Origin of the sequence: Sphingobium fuliginis, from assembly GCF_015074805.1 — a bacterium.
Taxonomy (GTDB): domain Bacteria; phylum Pseudomonadota; class Alphaproteobacteria; order Sphingomonadales; family Sphingomonadaceae; genus Sphingobium; species Sphingobium fuliginis.
This window is the reverse complement of the sequence record NZ_CP060035.1, coordinates 3,188,969-3,206,488: the sequence shown is the minus strand read 5'-3', so window position 1 is coordinate 3,206,488 and position 17,520 is coordinate 3,188,969. Positions and strand designations below refer to the sequence as shown.

The following is a 17,520-nucleotide window of genomic DNA, read 5'->3' as shown; positions in this document are numbered from 1 at the left end:
TGTCCCACGCAAGGAAAGGGCCCGATTTTTGGCGACGAAGTGGAACGATGGCGCAACCCGCCGCACGGGCCATGCCCAGCGGATGAGCACCCATCTGGCCGCCGCTCTCGTCATCTTCTGCCTGCTTCAGATCTTCATCGTCGCCAGGATGGGCGGATCGCTGCTGCTGCATCTCGGCATCATCGTGGCGATCGGCGGCTTTGCCGTCGCGGCGCGGGGACTGGAACGCCGCTGGGAGTTGCTCGACCGCAGCGGCCTGCCCGCGCACAGCCTCGATCTTCGCTTCCGCCGCGATCTGGTGCAGCTCTGGTCCGCCAGCATCGTCGGCGGACTGCTCTGGATTCCCGTCGCGATCATCTTTCGCGCACTGTTCGGCTGAACCCAAAGCCGCGGTCCATCGTTGTTCCTTCTGCAAGAGAAGGAGCATGCCCCATGGCCGACAGCAGCATTTTCGACCGGTTGAAGCAGGATCATGACGCCCATCGGCAGCTGTTCGACAAGATGGCAGATGCGAAGGACGAGCCGGATCGGCTGGAAAAGCTGTTCGAACAGTTCCGGGTGGAGGTGACCGCCCATGCCGCGGCGGAGGAGGAAACGCTCTACGCCACCATGCTGGCGCGGCCCGACCTGCGCGAAGATGCCCAGCACAGCGTGTCGGAGCATAAGGAGATCGACGATTATCTGGAGGAACTGGAAGACCTCCCCTTCAACGGCGATGAATGGAACCGCGTCTTCGCCCAGCTCAAGAAGCGCTACCTCCACCATATCGACGAGGAAGAGGAGGAGATGTTCCCCGACGCGGCTAAGGAACTGACCGCGGAGGAGGAGCAGAAGCTGGCGGCGCTGTTCGCCCGACGCAAGCCGGCCGAACTGCAACGCGCCGAAGCGGAGACGAATGACTGAAGGCGCTCCTTCCATGTTCCCGCGAAGCCGGGAACCCGGCCCAGATACCGGCCCAGATACCGGCCCGGCGCGCCACGCCCAGGGCAGCCATGCCGAACCATGTATCGCGCAAGGCTGAACGGCCCGGATGATTTCGACGGCTGGCGCGACGCGGCCCGCGCCTTGACGCTGGCAGGCATCGCGCCCGCCGACATCGTCTGGCAGGACGGCGAGGGCGCTGGCGACCTCTTCGCCGCCGACGAACCGCTTCCGGTCGCAAGCGGAGCCGCCTTCTCCGTCCCGCGCGCCTTTGTCGAGCTGGCGGAAACGGCGATCCTGCACCGCGATCCGGAACGTTTCGCCCTGCTCTACGCCTTGCTCGCCCGGTTGCGCGACCGCCCCGCCAGCCTGGAAGATCGCGCCGATCCACTGGTCCGGCGCGTGGAATCGCTGGCCAAGGCCGTGCGGCGCGACATGCACAAGATGCGCGCCTTCGTCCGCTTCCGCGAACTGGCCGACGCGCAGGGGCCGCGCTTCGTCGCCTGGTTCGAACCGGACCATCATATCGTCCGCGCCAATGCCGGATTCTTCGTGCGGCGCTTCGCCTCGATGCGCTGGTCGATCCTGACGCCCGAACTCAGCATCCATTGGGACGGCGATGCGTTGACCGAGGGACCGGGCGCCACGCGCAGGGATGCGCCGGGCGACGATCCCGTCGAGGACATCTGGAAGGGCTATTATGCGGCGATCTTCAATCCGGCGCGGCTCAAGGTCGGCGCGATGCTGTCCGAAATGCCCCGGAAATATTGGCGCAACCTGCCAGAGGCCGCGCTCATTCCCGAACTGGTGGCGGGCGCCCAGACAAGGGAGGCGGCCATGATCGCGACCCCACCCAAACCCGCCGCCCGCCGGGGGAACGCCGCCACGGCCTGGAGCGCGCTGCGCGAGGAGGCGATGGGCTGCACCCGCTGCCCGCTCTACCGCGACACGACGCAGACGGTGTTCGGGGAGGGGCCGGTCGATGCGCCGCTGATGTTCATCGGGGAACAGCCGGGCGATCAGGAGGATCTGGCCGGGCGCCCCTTCGTCGGGCCGGCCGGGCAATTGTTCGACCGCGCGCTGGAAGAGGCCGGGATCGACCGCCGGCGCGCCTACATCACCAACGCCGTCAAGCATTTCAAGCATGAGCGCCGGGGCAAGCGGCGCATACACCAGACGCCGGAAACGCCGGAAATCCAGGCCTGCCGCTGGTGGCTGACGCAGGAGCTGGAGCTGGTCCGCCCCCGGATCATCGTCGCGCTGGGCGCCACGGCGGGGCGCGCGCTGCTGGGGAAGGCGGTGACGATCAGCCGGGTCCGTGGCGCGCCACTAGCGCTGGAGGGCGGCGCGCAGGGCTGGATCACGGTGCATCCCAGCTATTTGCTGCGGGTGCCCGAAGAGACGCGCAAAGCCGAGGAGAGAAAGCGCTTCGTAGAGGAGTTGCGGGAGATTGGAGAACGGGTGAAGGCGCTGGTCTAGAGCATCGTGCGCAAAAGTGGGAACCGGTCTTGCGTGGACCCATCCTGTTCCTGCGAAAGCAGGAACAGGATAATGCAAGACGTTAGAGCAAGCCCAGTTTCGACAACTCCCCCAGCAACCGCGTCGGCATGGCGTCCAGATCGTTCGCCTCGCCCTCGCCCAGATCGGGCGGCGCGTCCTTGCCTTCCAGATAGCGCCAGCCCTGATGCGCCCGCTTGGGCAATGCGCGCACCGGGATCAGCCGGGGCTCCAGCCTGATCCAGTAACGGCCCTGCCCCGTCTCCTGAAAGCCCAGCAGAGGACTGCGCCCGACAAGCTGATGCCCATGAATCCAGAAGAGCGAACCGCCCGTCAGTTCATCGACCCGCTTGGGCAGATAGCGCGTCGTCAGCCGCGCCTCCTCCGCATGGCTTTCCAGCCAGGCGCGAAGCGTCGCGGGACTTTCGCTCCGGAAGGCGATCTTGGTCAGGTGAAGCGGCATGGCACGAAGATGGGCGCTGGCTGGCCGATTACAAACCCCAGACCGTGGCAAGGCCAAGGAAGGAGAAGAAACCCATCACATCGGTCATCGTCGTCACGAACACCGCCGATGAAACGGCCGGGTCGATATTCATCCGGTCGAGCGTCACCGGCACCAATATGCCCGCCAGCCCGGCGACCAGATTGTTGATCAGCATGGCGAGCGCGATGACGATCCCCAGATCGTGATTGCCGTAGATGAAGCCCACCGCGACGCCGATCAATATGCCGAGCGCGGTGCCATTGGCGCTGGCGATGCGGAATTCGCGCACGATCTGCCGGATGGTGTTGGAACTGGTGAGCTGGTTGGTGGCGAGCGCGCGCACGGCGACCGCCATGGTCTGCGTCCCCGCATTGCCGCCCATGCCCGACACGATCGGCATCAGCACGGCGAGCACCACATATTTGGAGATGGTCGACTGGAACAGCCCGACCACCGACGCCGCCAGGATCGCCGTGCCCAGATTGACCACCAGCCATTGCAGGCGCGTGCGCACGGTTTCCAGGATCGGCTGGTTGATGTCGCCCTCACCCGCGCCCGACAGGCGGAGTATGTCCTCGCCCGCCTCCTCGGAGATGATGTGGACGATGTCGTCGACCGTGATCATGCCGACCAGCCGGCCGCTGCCGTCCACCACCGCGGCGGAGATCAGCGCATATTTCTGGAAGCGCAGCGCGACCTCCTCCTGGTCCATGTCGACCGGGATCAGGGTCTGTTCGCGCTTCATCAGGTCCGCCATGGCGACGCTGCGCGGGCAGGTCAGCACCCAGCTCAATTGGCAGGTGCCGATCGGCTTGTGCGCTTCGTCGACGACGAAGATTTCCCAGAAATCGGTGGTCAGGTCGCGATTGTCGCGCAGATAGTCGATCACCTGCCCGACCGTCATATGTTCCGGCACCGCGACCAGGTCGCGCTGCATCAGGCGGCCGGCGGACTCCTCGGGATAGGAAAGCGCGCTTTCGATGGCGGCGCGGTCCTCCGGCTCCATCGCATCGAGGACGGCCTGCTGGTCGGCCTCCTCCATATCCTCGATGATGGCGACGGCGTCGTCGGTGTCGAGTTCGGCGGCGAACTCCGCCACCTGTTCGGGCAGCAGCGCGTCGAGCAGGTCGTCGCGCACATAGTCGTTGAGTTCGGACAGAACCTCCGCGCCGACCAGGTCGCCCAGCGCGGCCGCCACCTCCCCGCGCCGTTCGGACGGGGTGAGTTCCAGAAGGTCGGCAATGTCGGCCGGGTGCAGCGGCGACACCAGTTCGCGCGCCCGTTCCCTGTCATCCGCCTCCACCGCATCCAGAACGGCGTCGACGAATTCGCCCTTCAGCCGGTCATCCTCATCATGGCGGGATTCGACCTGCTCGGCGGCAACATCCTCAAATTCGTCCGGCCGGGGTTCGGCCGTATCGGCTCGCTCGCTCATCGCGTCCCCTACTGTCCGGTTCCTGTAACATTTCGCTGCTTTTGCCCATGCCCGTCACAATTGCAATGGCTTCCATCCCCGTCTTAACGCTCTATATGGTCCATCTCCCCAATTTTCCCCGAAGAGAGGATTTTTCATGGCCGACGACACCCTGACCCTCACCCTCGACAGCGGCGGTGACGTCGTCATCAAGCTGCGTCCTGACCTCGCCCCCGGCCATGTGGAGCGCATCACGCAGCTCGCCCGGGACGGCTTCTACGACGGCGTGGTCTTCCACCGCGTCATCCCCGGCTTCATGGCGCAGGGCGGCGATCCGACCGGCACCGGCATGGGCGGGTCGAAGCTGCCCGACCTCAAGGCCGAATTCAGCCGCGAACCGCATGTCCGGGGCGTCTGCTCCATGGCCCGCGCGATGAACCCGAACAGCGCCAACAGCCAGTTCTTCATCTGCTTCGACGACGCCACCTTCCTCGACGGTCAGTACACCGTCTGGGGCGAAGTCACTTCCGGCATGGAGCATGTCGACGCCCTGCCCAAGGGCGAGCCGCCCAAGACCCCCGGCAAGATCCTGAAGGCGACTATTTCCTGATCGGATTGTCCGTGGCGGAGATGGCGTTGCCCGCCGTCTCCGTCGCTTCGCCGGCAGGCGGTTCATAGGGGCCGATGCTCTCTATATGCCAGCGGCGGTCCGCCTCGCTGGAGCCGGGCACGTCATTGGCCCGCCGCAGCGTCACCTGCCGCAACCGATACCAGGGCTTGCCGTTCGCGGCCAGACGGCCATAGACCTGCACCGGCACCGTCACGAACAGCGATCCCGCCGCCCCCTCGATCGCGCCGGGCGCGCCCACCTGGGCATGGATTTCGCTGAACCCGCGGAAACGGGCGGCGAAGCGCGCATCGTCTTCCGCCCCCATGGCGCTGTTGTCGTTCCACAGGTCCTGCGCGTCATTATAGCGCTTTTCCTCCAGCAGGCCGTAATAGCCCTGCACCACCTGGGCGGCGCCCTGCGCGCCCTTGGGATCGATGGAGTCTTCCTCCACCACCGGCCGCGGGTCGACCGGCAGGCCGCCGGGCATGCCCGGCGCGGGAGGATTCAGCGGCTCCAGAACCGCCTGCGCCTCCGCCCGGACATTATTTTCGACCTGCGCCGCATTGGCGCCATTGGCCAGATTGTCGATCGCGCTCTCCTCCCGGCCATCGCAGGCCGCGAGCAGGAGCAGGGCGATAACCGCGCCGGACCCAGGCCGCATCAGTCGCGCCGACCCCGCCAGCCCTCACGGCCGGAGCGGCCGCCGCCACCGGAACGCGCGCCGCCGTCGGACCGCATGCGCGGCGTCCCCCAATTGCGTTCGGTCCGTGGCGTCGTCATATCCCCTTGTCCCCTTCCTGGCCCGGGCGCCTGCGCGCCCGCAGCGGGATTGCCCTGTCGGGCGTTCCGCCAATTTCCATTCCACCGCCCATTTCCATTCCACCGCCCATTTCCATTCCACCCATTGCCATCGCCGCCGGAACGCTCCCGCCAGCCCTGACGCGGTGCGCCATTGTTCCAGTTGCCGCGCCGGCCGTCATCGCGGCGGGCCTCCCGGCGTCCTTCCCAATAGCGGCGCTGGCCGTCGTTCCAACGCTGGCGATGGCCGCTGCGGTTGTACACATAATAGCCGCTGCCCGGATAGTAATAGCCGTCATACCAGCCGCCATAATAGCCCGGGCGATAATAGCCCGGACCCCAATAGTCATCATAATAGCCGCCGCCATAATAGCCGCTGCCCACGCTCACACCGCCATAATAGCCATCGTCATAAGCACAGCCGCCCAGGGCCAGCGCACCGGCAAGGCCGATCGCCGCGAGGAACCTCCGTCCGGTCCAGGCCATTGCCTTTCTCCTTCATCCTGCATCCATGCCATGCATAACGCCGGCTGCTTGAATTGGTTGTGAATGGCCAGGATCGAAGAGAGGATCGGGCCGGCGACGGGAAAGCGTGCGGCGGCCCCCGCCGTCACCCCGCCTCCCCCACCCGATACCAGGCGGCGACGCGATCCAGCGCCAGCGTCAGCACCAGCTTGCCCGCCCGGGTCGGCCAGCCCAGCGCCTTTTCCGCCGCGCTCAACCCCTCGCCCGCGCAGGCCACCCGCCACAGCACATCGGCCAGACCCGGCCCCGCGGCGCGGATCGCGCCGTCGAACCGCTCCCGCGCGGACAGTTGCGCCAGGCCCGGCTCCGCTCCCGCCGCGCCGCCAGCCCGCTGCCGCCCCGGCGCCGCATCCCAGCGCATCGTGATCCGCGGGCCCAGACCCGCCTTCTCCCAATCGGCGCGCAGCCTGTCGCCGGCAAGATAATGCCGCTCGCTCAAATGCCCCCGCGCATGCAGCCAGGCGAGGGGCGATTCGTGCAGGTTGACCGCGACCTTCTGCGCCCGGCCGAAGGGGTCCTCTATGATCTGTTCGACATATTGCGTGGCCATGGCGCTTCTCCTTGCAGCAATCCGATGCAGGGGGACTTGCCATGCCGGCCTGTTTGCAGGAAAGCGTTAAAACCAAATAGGTGAAACAGGACAAGATATGATCACCCGCATCCGGGAGGTACGCAAGGCCAAGGGGCTCACATTGGAACAGGTCGGCGCCTTATGCGTCCCGCCCACCACGGCCCAGACGATCGGCCGCCTGGAAACGGGCACCCGAACCGTATCGGTCAACTGGCTGAACCGCATCGCAAAGGCATTGGGCGTCGCCTCTTCCGAACTGGTCGCGCTGCCGGGCCAGAATGTCGTCCCCGTGGCCGCCCTGCTGGGGCCGGAGGGCGCCCGCGCCCCCACCCGCCCGCTCTCGCTCGCCCCGCCAGCCCCCGCGGACGCGATGGTGGGGGTGCAGGTATCGGGCAGCATCGGCGATTACCGCAGCGGTGACGAGATATGGTGCCGCCGCATCATGCCGGAGGAGTTTTCCAGCGTGCTCAACCGCGACCTGCTCTTGCCGCGCCACGCCGGGCGCTTCCTGTTCGGGCGGCTGATCGGGCGCGAGGACGACCGGCTGCACATCCTCCCCCTGGGCAGCGGCACGCGCCAGCAGGTGATAAGTGACCCACCCTGGGGCGCCGTGGCGGTCCAACTGGTCAGACGGCTGTAGACAAAGGCGCTTTCATCCTTAACCCTGTCCTGACCATGTCTGCCGGAAAGAGACCCGCCCCAGCATTGTCCCGTCGGACGGCATCGCCGGACGCCCGGGGCAATGCGGGAACAAGAGATAGTTGGATGCGATGACGCTGAACGTCCTGATGCTCTCGACCCTGTTCCCGGACATGAGCCGCCCCAATTTCGGCGTCTTCGTGGAACGGCAGGCGCGCGAGCTGGCCAGCCGGGACGGCGTCAGGGTCACGGTGGTCGCGCCGCTCGGCATTCCGCCCTGGCCGCTGTCGAGCGCCAGGCGCTACGCCGCCCTGCGCGCCCTGCCCGCCAAGGAACGGTGGAAGGACCTGACCGTCCACCGCCCGGTCTTCCCCATCATTCCCAAATTCGGCGGCCGCTTCAACGTCCACAGCATGACCCGCGCCATCCTGCCGCTGGTCAGGCGCCTCCATGCGCAGCAGCCCTTCGACGTCATCGACGCCAGCTTCTTCTTCCCCGACGGCCCGGTGGCGCAGCGCCTTTCCCGCGCGCTCGGCATTCCCTATTCGGTGAAGGCGCGCGGCGCCGACATTCATTATTGGGGCACGCGCAAGGGCACGCGGAAGATGGTGAAGCGCGCCGCCGACGATGCCGCCGGCCTGCTTGCCGTGTCGGACGCGATGCGCCGGTCGATGGCGCGCATGGGCATCGACGGGGACAAGATCCGCGTCCATTATACCGGCGTCGACCTCGACCGTTTCGAAATAAGCGACCGCGCCGCCGCGAAGGAAAGCCTGGGCTTCGAAGGCCCGGTGGTGCTGTGCGTCGGCGCGCTCATCCCGCGCAAGGGGCAGGAACTGCTGGTCCAGGCGCTGCCGCAACTGCCCAGCGTCACGCTGCTGTTCGCCGGACAGGGGCAATATCGCCGCGCCCTGGAAAAACAGGCCGAGGAACTGGGCGTCGACCGGCGCATCGGCTTCCTGGGCTCGGTGCCGCACGATCGCCTGCCGCGCATCTATGCCGCCGCCGACGTCATGGCGCTCCCCTCCTCGTCCGAGGGTCTGGCCAATGCCTGGGTGGAGGCGCTGGCCTGCGGCACGCCGGTCGTGATCAGCGATGTCGGGGGAGCACGCGAACTGCTCGACCGGCCGGAGGCGGGCCGGATCGTCGCCCGCGAACCCGAAGCGCTGGCCGCCGCCATCAGCGATATATTGGTGAACCCGCCCGAACGGGAGGCCGTCCGCGAAGCGGCGCTACGCTTCACCTGGGCCGCCAATGGCGACGCGCTGCTGGAGCATCTCCGCGCCATCGCGGCTCAGCCGGCCTAAAGCGCTTTCCAGGCAGATGGAATCATCCGCCGACCCGGAAAACGCAGTAAAACAAAAGGCCTGGGACAAATCCCGGGATCGCCGGACCGATTGGTGGGGACGGCTCGAACTGGCCAAATCCTGCCGCTCCGGACGCACCCACATCCGGAATCCGAAGTTCGCCACCTTGCCGGTCAACGGGCCCGAAAGGCGGCCTGATCCCAAAAGGGGATCAACCGCGCCTTGCCATCCGCCGTCGGGAAAAGCCCCTCGTCGAACGGCACCTCCCCCCAGCGCCACGGCGTCAGCTCATCATAAGCCGGGTTGGAAATCGGCGCATGCCGCTTGAGATTGAGCAACCGCCTGCCCTCGTTGCGATAGGCGGTCAGCCGCACATGCTCGCGATAGATTTCCGCGGGGCGCTCATAATGGAAGGCGTCGCGCCAACCCATGGCCTGCGCGATCCGGGTGAGTATCCACCAGTCGGGCTTGGTCTCTCCGGGCAGCGGGAACAACCAGCGCTGGCGGCTGATCAGCCGGTCGGCGCCGGTCAGCGTCCCATCCTTCTCGATCCATAGCGGGGACGGCAAGGCGACCATGCGCAGCGCGTCCATTTCCGGCTCGCTCCACGGCGTCATCAACAGGACCAGCGGCACCTGCTCCAGCAAGCCCCGGATCGGATGGGACGCCGAAGGCAGGCCGCCGGGCATCAGCAGCGCCTTGATGCGCCCCGCCTCTATCGCCCCGGCCAGCGCCTCGCCGGCCAGCCCCGGCCTGTCAGCCAGCCTCGTCGCGCCCCAGAAACGGCCGACCTGCGCCAGGGCATCCTCCGAAAAATCCCGGTGCGCGGCCAGTTCCCCGGCCCGGCAGCCGACTTCCCGCACGCCCATGCCGTTGGCGGCGTCCGTGACGGCGAAGGGCGCGGCGCCCGCCTTGCCGATGCGTCCGGTCGCCAGATGGAAATTGAGGATGGCGGCCGACAGGCGATGCGCTTCCTCGCCCTGCCCATGCGGGCTGAACAGCGTCACCAGCCGGGGCGCCGCCGCGACCTGCTCGTAGAAGGCACGCACCTCGCCCGGCGCCAGGCCGCAGGCGCGCGCCACCGACCAAAGGTCATGACCCCGGCTCAATCCCGCCCAGAAACCGGCCGGCACCGACAGCCTCCGTTCCAGAAATTCCCGGTCCAGCAAGCCATTGTCATGGCAATGCAGCAGCAGCCCGCTCAACAGCGCCGCCTCGCTGCCCGGCGCGACGGTCAGGCGCTCATCCGCCTCGACCTCCGGCCCGTCGCCCGCATGCGCGATCAGGATCAGGCGCGCGCCCTGCTCCGCCCGCGCCTCGGCCATCCTCTCGTGCAGCACCGGATGGCGGCGGGCCGTCGGCATGCCCACCAGCAGCAGCATGTCCGCCTGCGCCAGATCCTCATAGGCGGCGGGCATCACATCCTCGCCAAAGGCCGCGCGCTGCGCCGCCGCCATGCCGCCCGCCTCGCTGCAGGGCGCCTCGACATGCGCGGAGCCGATGAACCCCTTCATCAGCTTGTTGGCGACATAATAGTCTTCGGTCAGCAGGCCACCCGGCACATGCATCGCCACGCTGCCCGGACCATGACGGTCGATGACGGCGGACAGGCGGCGCGCGGCCTGGTCGATGGCGCGGTCCCAGCCGACGGCGCGGCCATCCACCACCGGCCGCAACAGCCGCCCCTCCAGCGCGAACATGTCCTTCAGCGCTTCGCTGCGGGTGCAGAGCAGGCCGCCATTGGCAGGATGCACGGGATCGCCCTCGATCGACGCCTCGCGCCCCTCGCCGGTGACGGCGCGGATGCCGCATCCCACGCCGCATTGACCGCAAAGCGAACGAACGACCGCCACGGTGCGATCAGGCCGGGACCGGCGGGGTCGGAAACATGGTCATACGCTCCCGCTTAACCGATGCAGGACGAAGACAAAAGGGTGCGCAACTGGCAGGACAAGGGTCATGCCGAAACCGATTCTCCGCGCGCTCGCGTCCATCGCCCTGTTCCTCCATATGGTGCCGGTTCCGGCCATGGCGCAGCAGCGCGGCCCGCTGGTGCTCGCCGCCGCCAGCATGCAGGAGGCGATGGGCGCCGCCGCCGATGCCTGGGCGGCGCAGCGCCATGCTCGGCCGGTCTTGTCCTTCGCCGCCTCCTCCGCCCTCGCCCGGCAGATCAGGGGCGGCGCCCCGGCCGACCTGTTCGTGTCGGCCGACGAAGACTGGATGGACGATGTCGAAAGGGCGGGCTTCGTGCAGCGCGGCAGCAGGGCCGACATGGCGGGCAACCGGCTGGTGCTGATCGCCCCGGCGCGCGCCCCGCTGAAGCTCCGCATCGCACGCGGCATGCCCATCGCCCGGGCGCTGGGCGACTCCCGGCTCGCCATGGCCAATCCGGACAGCGTACCCGCGGGCAAATATGGCAAGGCGGCGCTGGGCGCGCTGGGCGTCTGGCCCGGCGTCGCCAACCGGCTGGCGCTGGGCGACAATGTGCGATCCGCCCTGACCCTGGTGGAACGGGGCGAGGCGCGGCTGGGCATCGTCTATGCGACCGACGCCCGCGCATCGAAGGCTGTCCTCGTGGTCGGCACCTTCCCGGCGGGAAGCCATGCGCCGATCCGCTATCCCCTCGCCCGCCTGCGCGCGAGCCGGAACCCGGACGCGGAAGGCTTTCGTCGTTTCCTGCTGTCGCGGGCCGGCCAGAACATCCTCGCCCGCTACGGCTTCAGCCGCCCGTGACCCTGTTCCTCCCCTCCCGCAGGAAGGGGAAAGTCACCTCTGACAGGCCACGATCGCGTCGATCACCGCCAGCGTCTCCTGCGGATCGCGCACCCGCACCGTATCCAGCCCCAGTTGCTTGGCCGGATAGTCGTTGCCGCCGGGGAAGATCGCATCGCCGATGAACATCATCGCCTCCAGCGCGATCCCGCTCGCGTCGCGCAGCTTCTTCAGGCCATAGGCCTTGTCCACCCCCTCCCGCGTGATGTCGATGGAGGTCGCCCCGCCCATGTTGATCGACAGTCCCGGCAGGCGCTGGCGCAGGTCCGCCTGGATCACCTTGCGCTTGGCGAAGTCGGGGTCCCACACATCCTTGGCATGGATCGGCGCCTGCTGGCCCAGCGCGGAAAAGGTGATCTGGCTGCCCCGATCCTCGATTCGCTCGCCCCACACCTCTTCCGGCACGAAGCCCGTCGCCTCCAGCGAAGCGTCGAACGCCGCCAGGATCGCCTGCTTCTGCGCCTCCTCGAACAGTTCGGCATAGACCGGCGTCCACTGCCCGTCGCGATGGGTGTAGAGCTTTGTCCCCGTCGTCGGCATCAGCCACAGGTGCGAGCGGTCGGCCCGTTCCGGCAGGCGGCTCGCCACCTGCTTGTCGAATTGCGGCCAGTCCCCGCCGGAGATCACCGCGACATGCGCCACCTGCAACAGCCGGGCCAGGGCGTCGCCCATCGCCTCGCCCAGCGGCTGCTTGCTCTCCGCCAGCGTTCCGTCGAGGTCGAAGGCAATCAGGTCTTTCATGCACATGCTCCAGTCTGAAGGGCTGTCCGGCTTTGCCCTCTGGCCTCGACCGATGCAATGCCGATGAGCGGGACATGACGGGGGGCTGGTGTTTTCCCCTATCCTGACCGAAAGAGGGCGGCATGATCCTCTCTGCCGATGAATGGGGCACCGTTGCGCTGTCGCTCCGGGTCAGTCTGGTGGCGGTCGGGCTGATGCTGCCGGTCGCCTTCACCTTCGCCTGGCTGCTCGCCCGCTCGCGCTTCCCCGGCAAGCTGCTCGTGGATGCGCTGATCCACCTGCCGCTGGTGGTGCCGCCGGTCGTCACCGGATGGCTGCTTCTGCTCCTCTTCGGCGCGAACGGCCCGCTCGGCAGGCTGTTCGAACAGATGCTGGGCGTCAGCTTCATGTTCCGCTGGACCGGCGCGGCGCTTGCCTCCGCGATCATGGCGATGCCCCTGATGGTGCGCGCGATGCGGCTGTCGATCGAGGGCATCGACCACCGGCTGGAACAGGCCGCGCAGACGCTGGGTGCGGGCCGGTGGCGCGTCTTCCTCACCATTTCGCTGCCCCTGTCGCTGCCGGGCATAGTGGCGGGACTGGTGCTCGGCTTCGCCCGCTCCATCGGCGAGTTCGGCGCGACCATCACCTTCGTTTCCGACGTTCCGGGCGAAACCCGCACCCTGCCCATCGCCATCTATTCCGCGCTCCAGATGCCGGGCGCCGAATCGGCGGTCACCCGGCTCGCCATCATCTCGATCCTGCTGTCGCTGGCCGCGCTGGTCGCATCGGAGGCATTGGCCCGCCGGGCGAGCGGCGGAAGGACCAACCATGTCCTTTGACATCGCCGTCGACCATCGCATCGGCGACCGCCTCATCCACCTGCGGGCGCAGGCAGGCGCCGGCCTCGTCGCCCTTTTCGGCCCCTCCGGCGCGGGCAAGACCAGCATCCTCAACATGGTCGCCGGCATATTGACGCCCGACAGCGGCCGGATCGCCGTGGCCGGCGAGACGCTGTTCGACAGCGGCGCGGGCATCGACATTCCCGCCGCCCGGCGGCGCGCCGGCTATGTCTTCCAGGACGGGCGCCTGTTCCCGCAGATGCGCGTGCGCGCCAATCTGCTCTACGGCCGCCATGGCGACGCGCCGCTGCCGTTCGACGCGGTCATGGACTTTCTGGGCATCGGCCATCTGCTCGACCGCTGGCCCGCCACCCTGTCCGGCGGCGAAGCGCAGCGCGTCGCGATCGGACGGGCGCTGCTGTCCGGCCCCCGATTCCTGCTGCTGGACGAGCCGCTGTCCTCGCTCGACCCCGCCCGGCGCGAGGAAATCCTGACCGTGATAGAACGGATGAAGCGCGATCTCGCCATGCCGATGCTCTATGTCAGCCACGACCGGGCGGAGGTCGAACGGCTGGCCGATCAGGTCATCGCGCTGTAGGGGGGCAGGCCCGCCCCAGCCAGGGCCCGGTTCAAATAGGCCAGGAAAGCCGCCTGCCTGACCGGCGCCCGCGCCCGCAACCAGGCTAGCGCAACGACGGCCCGCCATTCCGCGCCATGCTCCAGCGCCGGGGCGAGCCGCCTGTAGCTGGCGACATAATGGCGCGCCGCCCAGTCCCGCGCCATGTTGGTCAACCGATCCTGCGGCCCCTCGCCGAAGCGCAGCAGCATCTCCGTCCGCAACAGGTCGGGCACGAAGTCGCCACGCGCCGCCTTCGACCAGTCGATCGCCACCATGCCCGAAGGCGACAGCAGGATATTGCCGATGTGGAAATCGCCGTGCAGCAGCCGGTCGCCGTCCGGCAGTCCGTCCAGCAGCGCCACCGCCCCCTCCTGCAAGCCGCGATCCGCCGGGCCGTAAAGGATGTCCGTGCGCAACACCTGCCGCAGGGAGCGCAGGCCCGGCGCCGCCTCCCCGTGAATCCGCCGGTGCAGCGCCGCCATGTCGCGCAGGCACGACCCCGATTGCAAAGGCCGCAGCCGCATGCGCCGCATCAGCGTCGGCCCGGTCACTTCGGGATAGAGGATCGCCCGCCCCTGCGCCATGTCCAGCCGTCGCAGGGGCCGGGCGACCGGCAGGCCCGCCTCCGCCGCCAGCGTCGCCGCATCAACCTCGCGGGCGATCATCTCCTCCGACACGGCGGCGTGGAATATCTTGGCCACGCGCCCCTCGCCCACGCGGCAGACGCGCGAACTCGCGCCAGCGGCCAACGGCACCAACGGGCCGGGCGGATCGTCCTGCTGCGGCACGCGCCCCTATCGCAAGGCCGCCCGGGCAGGCTGGCGGTCATGCACCAGCCGCGGCTCGGCCCGCGAAGGGGCGGGACGGGTCAGCCGCTCCACGGCATTGTCCACCAGCATCCGCAGCCCTTCCTCGCTCAGCAGGCCGCCTCTGATCAGGCAACGGTCGATCAGCACCCGGCGGAAAGCGGAATAGAGCGCCATGTCGGGCGCCCCCGGCGCGGACCAGAATTCGTCGAGCGAACGCCTGTGCACCACGCCCGGCACCTTGTAGACCGCATGGCCCAGCACGACCACCGGCTTGCCGGCGTTAAGCGCCAGCGTGCCCACCGTGCTGTTGACCGTCACCACGCCCAGCGACCTGTCGACCACTTCGGCAATGTCCCAGTCCGCCAGGTAGAAGACCCGGTCCCCGACGCCATATTGCGCCGCCAGCCGCCGCGTCAGCCGTCCCCAGGCGACCAGTCCCGGATCGAGCGGATGGCGCTTCACCACCAGGGCGGTGTTGGCGGGCGCATGGGCGGCGAAGCTCTTGATCACGAAGCGCAAGGCCGCGCGCATCGTGCCGAAGGGCGAATGGACGCGGATCTGATAGTCGGAATCGAGCTGGAGCGGCAAAGTGAAATAGGGCCGGTCGCACACAGCCCCCCATTGCTCGCGCGACCTGCGGCGCTCCGCCTTGCGCAGGTTCAGCTTCTTGAACCAGCCCGCCGTCTCCCACAGGAAGCTGTTGGGCCGGTGCGTGCGATAGAAGGGAAAGGCGGGCCGCATCAGCGCCGACGCCATGCCGTTGCGCCCGGTGTTGAAGGCGCGCTGCCGGAAGGTGGAGGGGATTTGCGGCTGCCGCCCATTCTCCTCGGGCGGCAGCGCCCTCGCCTGCTCCAGATACCATTCGGGGTCGAGCGGCAGGGTCGAATTGCCGTTCACGCCATCTTCCTGAAGCGTCAGGAAATCGGGCCGGATATACCCCTCCTCCACCACATGGACGCGCAGGTTGCGCAGCCGCGCCATCTTGTGGGCGGAGGCATGATAGGGACGGCAATCGCCATAGAGGATCAGGTCCGTCACGCCATGATGGACGATATGGTCGTCGAAGAAAATCGGCCAGTTGCGGAACGTCCCGCGATAATCGGTCGCCCCCTCCCCCGGCCAGTCGACCTTGTCGCCGCCATTGATGTTGATGCGCAGCGCCCGGTGCCCCCGCGCCCTCAGCGCCTCCGCCAGCATGGCGAAAAAGGGCCCATGCGGCCCCTGGAGGAACAGGAAGGTTCTGGCCTTGGCATCAACCATGGAAATACTCGGCGGACAAAGTCATAAATCTCTGCAACTTCCCCTGTAAAGTCCGCAGCCGGATCAACCATGACACCGGGGCCGGCGCCCCGCTTGCCAAACGCTCGACCATGATTTCAGGTCCGCATGGCAAGCGCGTCACCGGGTCCAGATAGCGTGGATAGAGAATCAAGGCCCCGGCCACAAGCTGGTCCAGGGTGAGTTGACGCCCGCGCCGTCCGTTGAGGGCCGCCAGATCGCGGGTCAGCCCCCAGCCGGCATAGAAGGGCATGCCATGGACCGTCACCGGCCGCCCGCGCATCAGCGCCTCGAACCCGGTGAGGGAGGAGAGGACATGAACCTCGTCCACCGCCTGCACCAGCTCCATCAGCGGCGACCCGGTATCGATGGCGTCGGCCTGCTCCAGCACCGCCGCATCGCTCAGATGCCCCTTGCGCAGACCCGCCTGCACATCGGGATGCGGGCGATAGACGATATGGGCGTCGGGCTCGGCCGCGCGCACCCGCTTCAGCAGGTCGAGATTGCCCGCCACCCCGGCGCCGCCATATTCGACCGACAGATCGTCCTCGACCTGCCCGACCGCCAGCACCGTGCGGCGACCCTGGGGCAGGCCGATCATCCGCCCCCCGCCCTTGCCATATTTGGTGACGCCGGAAGCCCGGATCTGCGTCAGCAGCCGCGCCGCCCGCCGTTCCAGCGCGGGCGTGAAGACGCAGGTCGCCAGCAGCAGCTCCATGTCGCTGGCGGAGCGCGCGTCATAATAGATGCCCGTCCGGTCGATCACCACCGATCCGGGCGGATGCAGCGCAGCGCCCAGCCCCTTCGACCGCAGGAAGCCGTCCTCCACCCGGGCGATGGTCACGCCCTGCCGGCGCGCATCCTCCATGGCGCCGGGCGTCACGCGCGACGGCCAGACCGCAAGCGCGCCTCCCCGCCGGGCGGCCCGCCGCAGGCCCCTGCGCTCCGGCAGGAAGGGCGGCGACGCGACGCCGTCCCACAGGAACCGCCGGATCGCCTCCCGCTTCCACAAGGCCATGCCGCTCGCCGCCGCGATGCCATGATTGCCGTCCAGATGCCGCCGCCAGTCGGCCAGTTGCGCCACGGCCTGCACGGCATCGGCGTCCTCGCCGCTGAAACAGTCGCGATAGGTCGCCGCCGCCAGCGCGGCACGGGCGCTGTCACTCAGGACCGCCGGCTCGATGGCCGCGCCGTCCGCGCCGAAGACCGGCACATGCAGCAGCCCGGCGATGATCGCCAGTTCGTCGTCCGCCCCGGCATGAACGGAGGCCGCGCCCGCGATCAGTGCCCAGAGGTCGGTCGGTTCCGGCAGGACATGACCGGGGCCGGAGTCCGCGCCCCGCCCCGCCTTCCCCACCATGCCGATTTCCTGCCGCGCAAGGCCGTCCATCATGGCCTGCGGGATGGCCACGCCGACCCGCACGACCCGCCTGATGCCGACGGGCCGATGGCCCCAGAATGTGCCGCCGACCCGCGCCTGGGCGACGGCGTCCAGCAAGGCGTCGGAAACAGGCGCAGCCGCTTCGCCATCGCGCCGCATGCGACTGATCGCCGCCGTCGCGGGGTCAATGCCCGGAAAGGGGGGCGAGCGCAGAAACGGAGTCGCGTTCACGTTGAAAAGCCGCCCCCAGCCACAGATAGATCAGCGCGAATGGAGCGACGCTTCAGCCATTCGAAAACGCAATCCATACAACAGCTTCTGTGATCGCCCGGC

The 17,520-nt window shown here is 68.2% G+C and carries 19 protein-coding genes; 9 read left to right on the top strand and 10 right to left on the bottom strand.

The genetic code is table 11. From position 1 onward, the window contains the following. Positions 1 to 28: 28 nt before the first annotated feature. From H5V43_RS15520 to H5V43_RS15510, 3 genes are all read left to right on the top strand, one after another. Positions 29 to 379 (top strand): hypothetical protein, encoded by a 351-nt coding sequence (locus tag H5V43_RS15520; RefSeq protein ID WP_025549867.1) that lies wholly within the window; start codon positions 29 to 31, stop codon positions 377 to 379. Between the two features lie 53 nt (positions 380 to 432). Then, positions 433 to 903 (top strand): hemerythrin domain-containing protein, encoded by a 471-nt coding sequence (locus tag H5V43_RS15515; RefSeq protein WP_025549866.1) that lies wholly within the window; start codon positions 433 to 435, stop codon positions 901 to 903. 99 nt (positions 904 to 1,002) lie between these two features. Then, the gene (locus H5V43_RS15510; protein ID WP_025549865.1) at positions 1,003 to 2,400 is read left to right on the top strand and encodes a UdgX family uracil-DNA binding protein; all 1,398 of its coding nucleotides are present in this window, start codon (positions 1,003 to 1,005) and stop codon (positions 2,398 to 2,400) included. Between the two features lie 82 nt (positions 2,401 to 2,482). On the opposite strand, the gene H5V43_RS15505 is transcribed toward H5V43_RS15510, so the two are convergent. Together H5V43_RS15505 and mgtE are read right to left on the bottom strand one after the other, a co-directional pair. Further along, positions 2,483 to 2,881, bottom strand: coding sequence for a DUF1489 family protein (locus tag H5V43_RS15505; protein ID WP_025549864.1), 399 nt, complete (start codon positions 2,879 to 2,881; stop codon positions 2,483 to 2,485). 28 nt (positions 2,882 to 2,909) lie between these two features. Next, a complete protein-coding gene (mgtE, locus tag H5V43_RS15500; protein WP_025549863.1) occupies positions 2,910 to 4,337 on the bottom strand; it encodes a magnesium transporter in 1,428 nt (475 codons plus the stop codon). A 136-nt stretch (positions 4,338 to 4,473) separates the two neighbouring features. Between mgtE and H5V43_RS15495 the strand changes: the two genes are divergently transcribed. Then, positions 4,474 to 4,926, top strand: coding sequence for a peptidylprolyl isomerase (locus tag H5V43_RS15495; RefSeq protein ID WP_025549862.1), 453 nt, complete (start codon positions 4,474 to 4,476; stop codon positions 4,924 to 4,926). Here the strand turns inward: H5V43_RS15495 and H5V43_RS15490 are convergent. The 3 genes from H5V43_RS15490 to H5V43_RS15480 form a co-directional block, all read right to left on the bottom strand. After that, complete coding sequence (locus H5V43_RS15490) at positions 4,916 to 5,587, bottom strand: hypothetical protein (RefSeq protein ID WP_025549861.1); 672 nt, start codon at positions 5,585 to 5,587, stop codon at positions 4,916 to 4,918. The genes H5V43_RS15495 and H5V43_RS15490 overlap by 11 nt on opposite strands. Further along, entirely contained in the window at positions 5,587 to 6,210 is a 624-nt protein-coding gene (locus H5V43_RS15485) for a hypothetical protein (protein WP_025549860.1), read from the bottom strand. The genes H5V43_RS15490 and H5V43_RS15485 overlap by 1 nt, the downstream gene beginning before the upstream one ends. Positions 6,211 to 6,334: 124 nt before the next feature. Continuing rightward, positions 6,335 to 6,799 carry a DUF6456 domain-containing protein gene (locus tag H5V43_RS15480; protein ID WP_025549859.1) on the bottom strand — a complete coding sequence of 155 codons (465 nt, stop codon included), beginning with the start codon at positions 6,797 to 6,799 and terminating at the stop codon, positions 6,335 to 6,337. A gap of 97 nt (positions 6,800 to 6,896) precedes the next feature. Between H5V43_RS15480 and H5V43_RS15475 the strand changes: the two genes are divergently transcribed. Both H5V43_RS15475 and H5V43_RS15470 read left to right on the top strand, forming a co-directional pair. Then, on the top strand, positions 6,897 to 7,460 hold the full coding sequence (locus tag H5V43_RS15475; RefSeq protein WP_044661396.1) for a helix-turn-helix domain-containing protein: 564 nt from the start codon (positions 6,897 to 6,899) through the stop codon (positions 7,458 to 7,460). Positions 7,461 to 7,590: 130 nt separating this feature from the next. After that, positions 7,591 to 8,766 carry a glycosyltransferase gene (locus H5V43_RS15470; RefSeq protein ID WP_025549858.1) on the top strand — a complete coding sequence of 392 codons (1,176 nt, stop codon included), beginning with the start codon at positions 7,591 to 7,593 and terminating at the stop codon, positions 8,764 to 8,766. A 173-nt stretch (positions 8,767 to 8,939) separates the two neighbouring features. Here the strand turns inward: H5V43_RS15470 and H5V43_RS15465 are convergent, their stop codons facing one another. Beyond that, on the bottom strand, positions 8,940 to 10,619 hold the full coding sequence (locus tag H5V43_RS15465; RefSeq protein ID WP_099185231.1) for a molybdopterin oxidoreductase family protein: 1,680 nt from the start codon (positions 10,617 to 10,619) through the stop codon (positions 8,940 to 8,942). A 106-nt stretch (positions 10,620 to 10,725) separates the two neighbouring features. Between H5V43_RS15465 and modA the strand changes: the two genes are divergently transcribed. Further along, positions 10,726 to 11,499, top strand: a complete 774-nt coding sequence (modA, locus tag H5V43_RS15460) for a molybdate ABC transporter substrate-binding protein (RefSeq protein ID WP_025549857.1) — start codon at positions 10,726 to 10,728, stop codon at positions 11,497 to 11,499. Positions 11,500 to 11,532: 33 nt separating this feature from the next. Here modA and H5V43_RS15455 read toward each other — a convergent pair whose 3' ends face one another. After that, a complete protein-coding gene (locus H5V43_RS15455) occupies positions 11,533 to 12,279 on the bottom strand; it encodes an HAD-IIB family hydrolase (RefSeq protein ID WP_025549856.1) in 747 nt (248 codons plus the stop codon). Positions 12,280 to 12,401: 122 nt separating this feature from the next. Between H5V43_RS15455 and modB the strand changes: the two genes are divergently transcribed. Further along, entirely contained in the window at positions 12,402 to 13,100 is a 699-nt protein-coding gene (gene modB / locus H5V43_RS15450) for a molybdate ABC transporter permease subunit (RefSeq protein WP_025549855.1), read from the top strand. Beyond that, the gene (locus H5V43_RS15445; protein WP_025549854.1) at positions 13,090 to 13,698 is read left to right on the top strand and encodes an ATP-binding cassette domain-containing protein; all 609 of its coding nucleotides are present in this window, start codon (positions 13,090 to 13,092) and stop codon (positions 13,696 to 13,698) included. Before modB ends, H5V43_RS15445 begins: the two co-directional genes overlap by 11 nt. On the opposite strand, the gene H5V43_RS15440 is transcribed toward H5V43_RS15445, so the two are convergent. Genes H5V43_RS15440 through H5V43_RS15430 form a run of 3 tightly spaced genes read right to left on the bottom strand, consistent with a single transcriptional unit; the run spans position 13,680 to position 17,418 of the window. Next, on the bottom strand, positions 13,680 to 14,507 hold the full coding sequence (locus H5V43_RS15440; protein WP_025549853.1) for a phosphotransferase: 828 nt from the start codon (positions 14,505 to 14,507) through the stop codon (positions 13,680 to 13,682). The two genes, H5V43_RS15445 and H5V43_RS15440, sit on opposite strands and share 19 nt — an antisense overlap. 6 nt (positions 14,508 to 14,513) lie before the next feature. Continuing rightward, on the bottom strand, positions 14,514 to 15,788 hold the full coding sequence (locus H5V43_RS15435; RefSeq protein ID WP_025549852.1) for a capsule biosynthesis protein: 1,275 nt from the start codon (positions 15,786 to 15,788) through the stop codon (positions 14,514 to 14,516). Then, positions 15,781 to 17,418, bottom strand: a complete 1,638-nt coding sequence (locus tag H5V43_RS15430) for a capsular polysaccharide export protein, LipB/KpsS family (RefSeq protein ID WP_025549851.1) — start codon at positions 17,416 to 17,418, stop codon at positions 15,781 to 15,783. Before H5V43_RS15430 ends, H5V43_RS15435 begins: the two co-directional genes overlap by 8 nt. Between the last annotated feature and the right edge of the window lie 102 nt (positions 17,419 to 17,520).

Excerpts from the sequence above, each read along its gene's own strand:
- H5V43_RS15510 (WP_025549865.1), top strand. The coding sequence starts at position 1,003 with ATGTATCGCGCAAGGCTGAACGGCCCGGATGATTTCGACGGCTGGCGC.
- H5V43_RS15470 (WP_025549858.1), top strand. The coding sequence starts at position 7,591 with ATGACGCTGAACGTCCTGATGCTCTCGACCCTGTTCCCGGACATGAGC.
- H5V43_RS15485 (WP_025549860.1), bottom strand. The coding sequence starts at position 6,210 with ATGGCCTGGACCGGACGGAGGTTCCTCGCGGCGATCGGCCTTGCCGGT.
- H5V43_RS15495 (WP_025549862.1), top strand. The coding sequence starts at position 4,474 with ATGGCCGACGACACCCTGACCCTCACCCTCGACAGCGGCGGTGACGTC.
- H5V43_RS15435 (WP_025549852.1), bottom strand. The coding sequence starts at position 15,788 with ATGGTTGATGCCAAGGCCAGAACCTTCCTGTTCCTCCAGGGGCCGCAT.
- mgtE (WP_025549863.1), bottom strand. The coding sequence starts at position 4,337 with ATGAGCGAGCGAGCCGATACGGCCGAACCCCGGCCGGACGAATTTGAG.
- H5V43_RS15455 (WP_025549856.1), bottom strand. The coding sequence starts at position 12,279 with ATGAAAGACCTGATTGCCTTCGACCTCGACGGAACGCTGGCGGAGAGC.
- H5V43_RS15490 (WP_025549861.1), bottom strand. The coding sequence starts at position 5,587 with ATGCGGCCTGGGTCCGGCGCGGTTATCGCCCTGCTCCTGCTCGCGGCC.
- modB (WP_025549855.1), top strand. The coding sequence starts at position 12,402 with ATGATCCTCTCTGCCGATGAATGGGGCACCGTTGCGCTGTCGCTCCGG.
- H5V43_RS15445 (WP_025549854.1), top strand. The coding sequence starts at position 13,090 with ATGTCCTTTGACATCGCCGTCGACCATCGCATCGGCGACCGCCTCATC.
- H5V43_RS15515 (WP_025549866.1), top strand. The coding sequence starts at position 433 with ATGGCCGACAGCAGCATTTTCGACCGGTTGAAGCAGGATCATGACGCC.
- H5V43_RS15475 (WP_044661396.1), top strand. The coding sequence starts at position 6,897 with ATGATCACCCGCATCCGGGAGGTACGCAAGGCCAAGGGGCTCACATTG.
- H5V43_RS15505 (WP_025549864.1), bottom strand. The coding sequence starts at position 2,881 with ATGCCGCTTCACCTGACCAAGATCGCCTTCCGGAGCGAAAGTCCCGCG.
- modA (WP_025549857.1), top strand. The coding sequence starts at position 10,726 with ATGCCGAAACCGATTCTCCGCGCGCTCGCGTCCATCGCCCTGTTCCTC.
- H5V43_RS15480 (WP_025549859.1), bottom strand. The coding sequence starts at position 6,799 with ATGGCCACGCAATATGTCGAACAGATCATAGAGGACCCCTTCGGCCGG.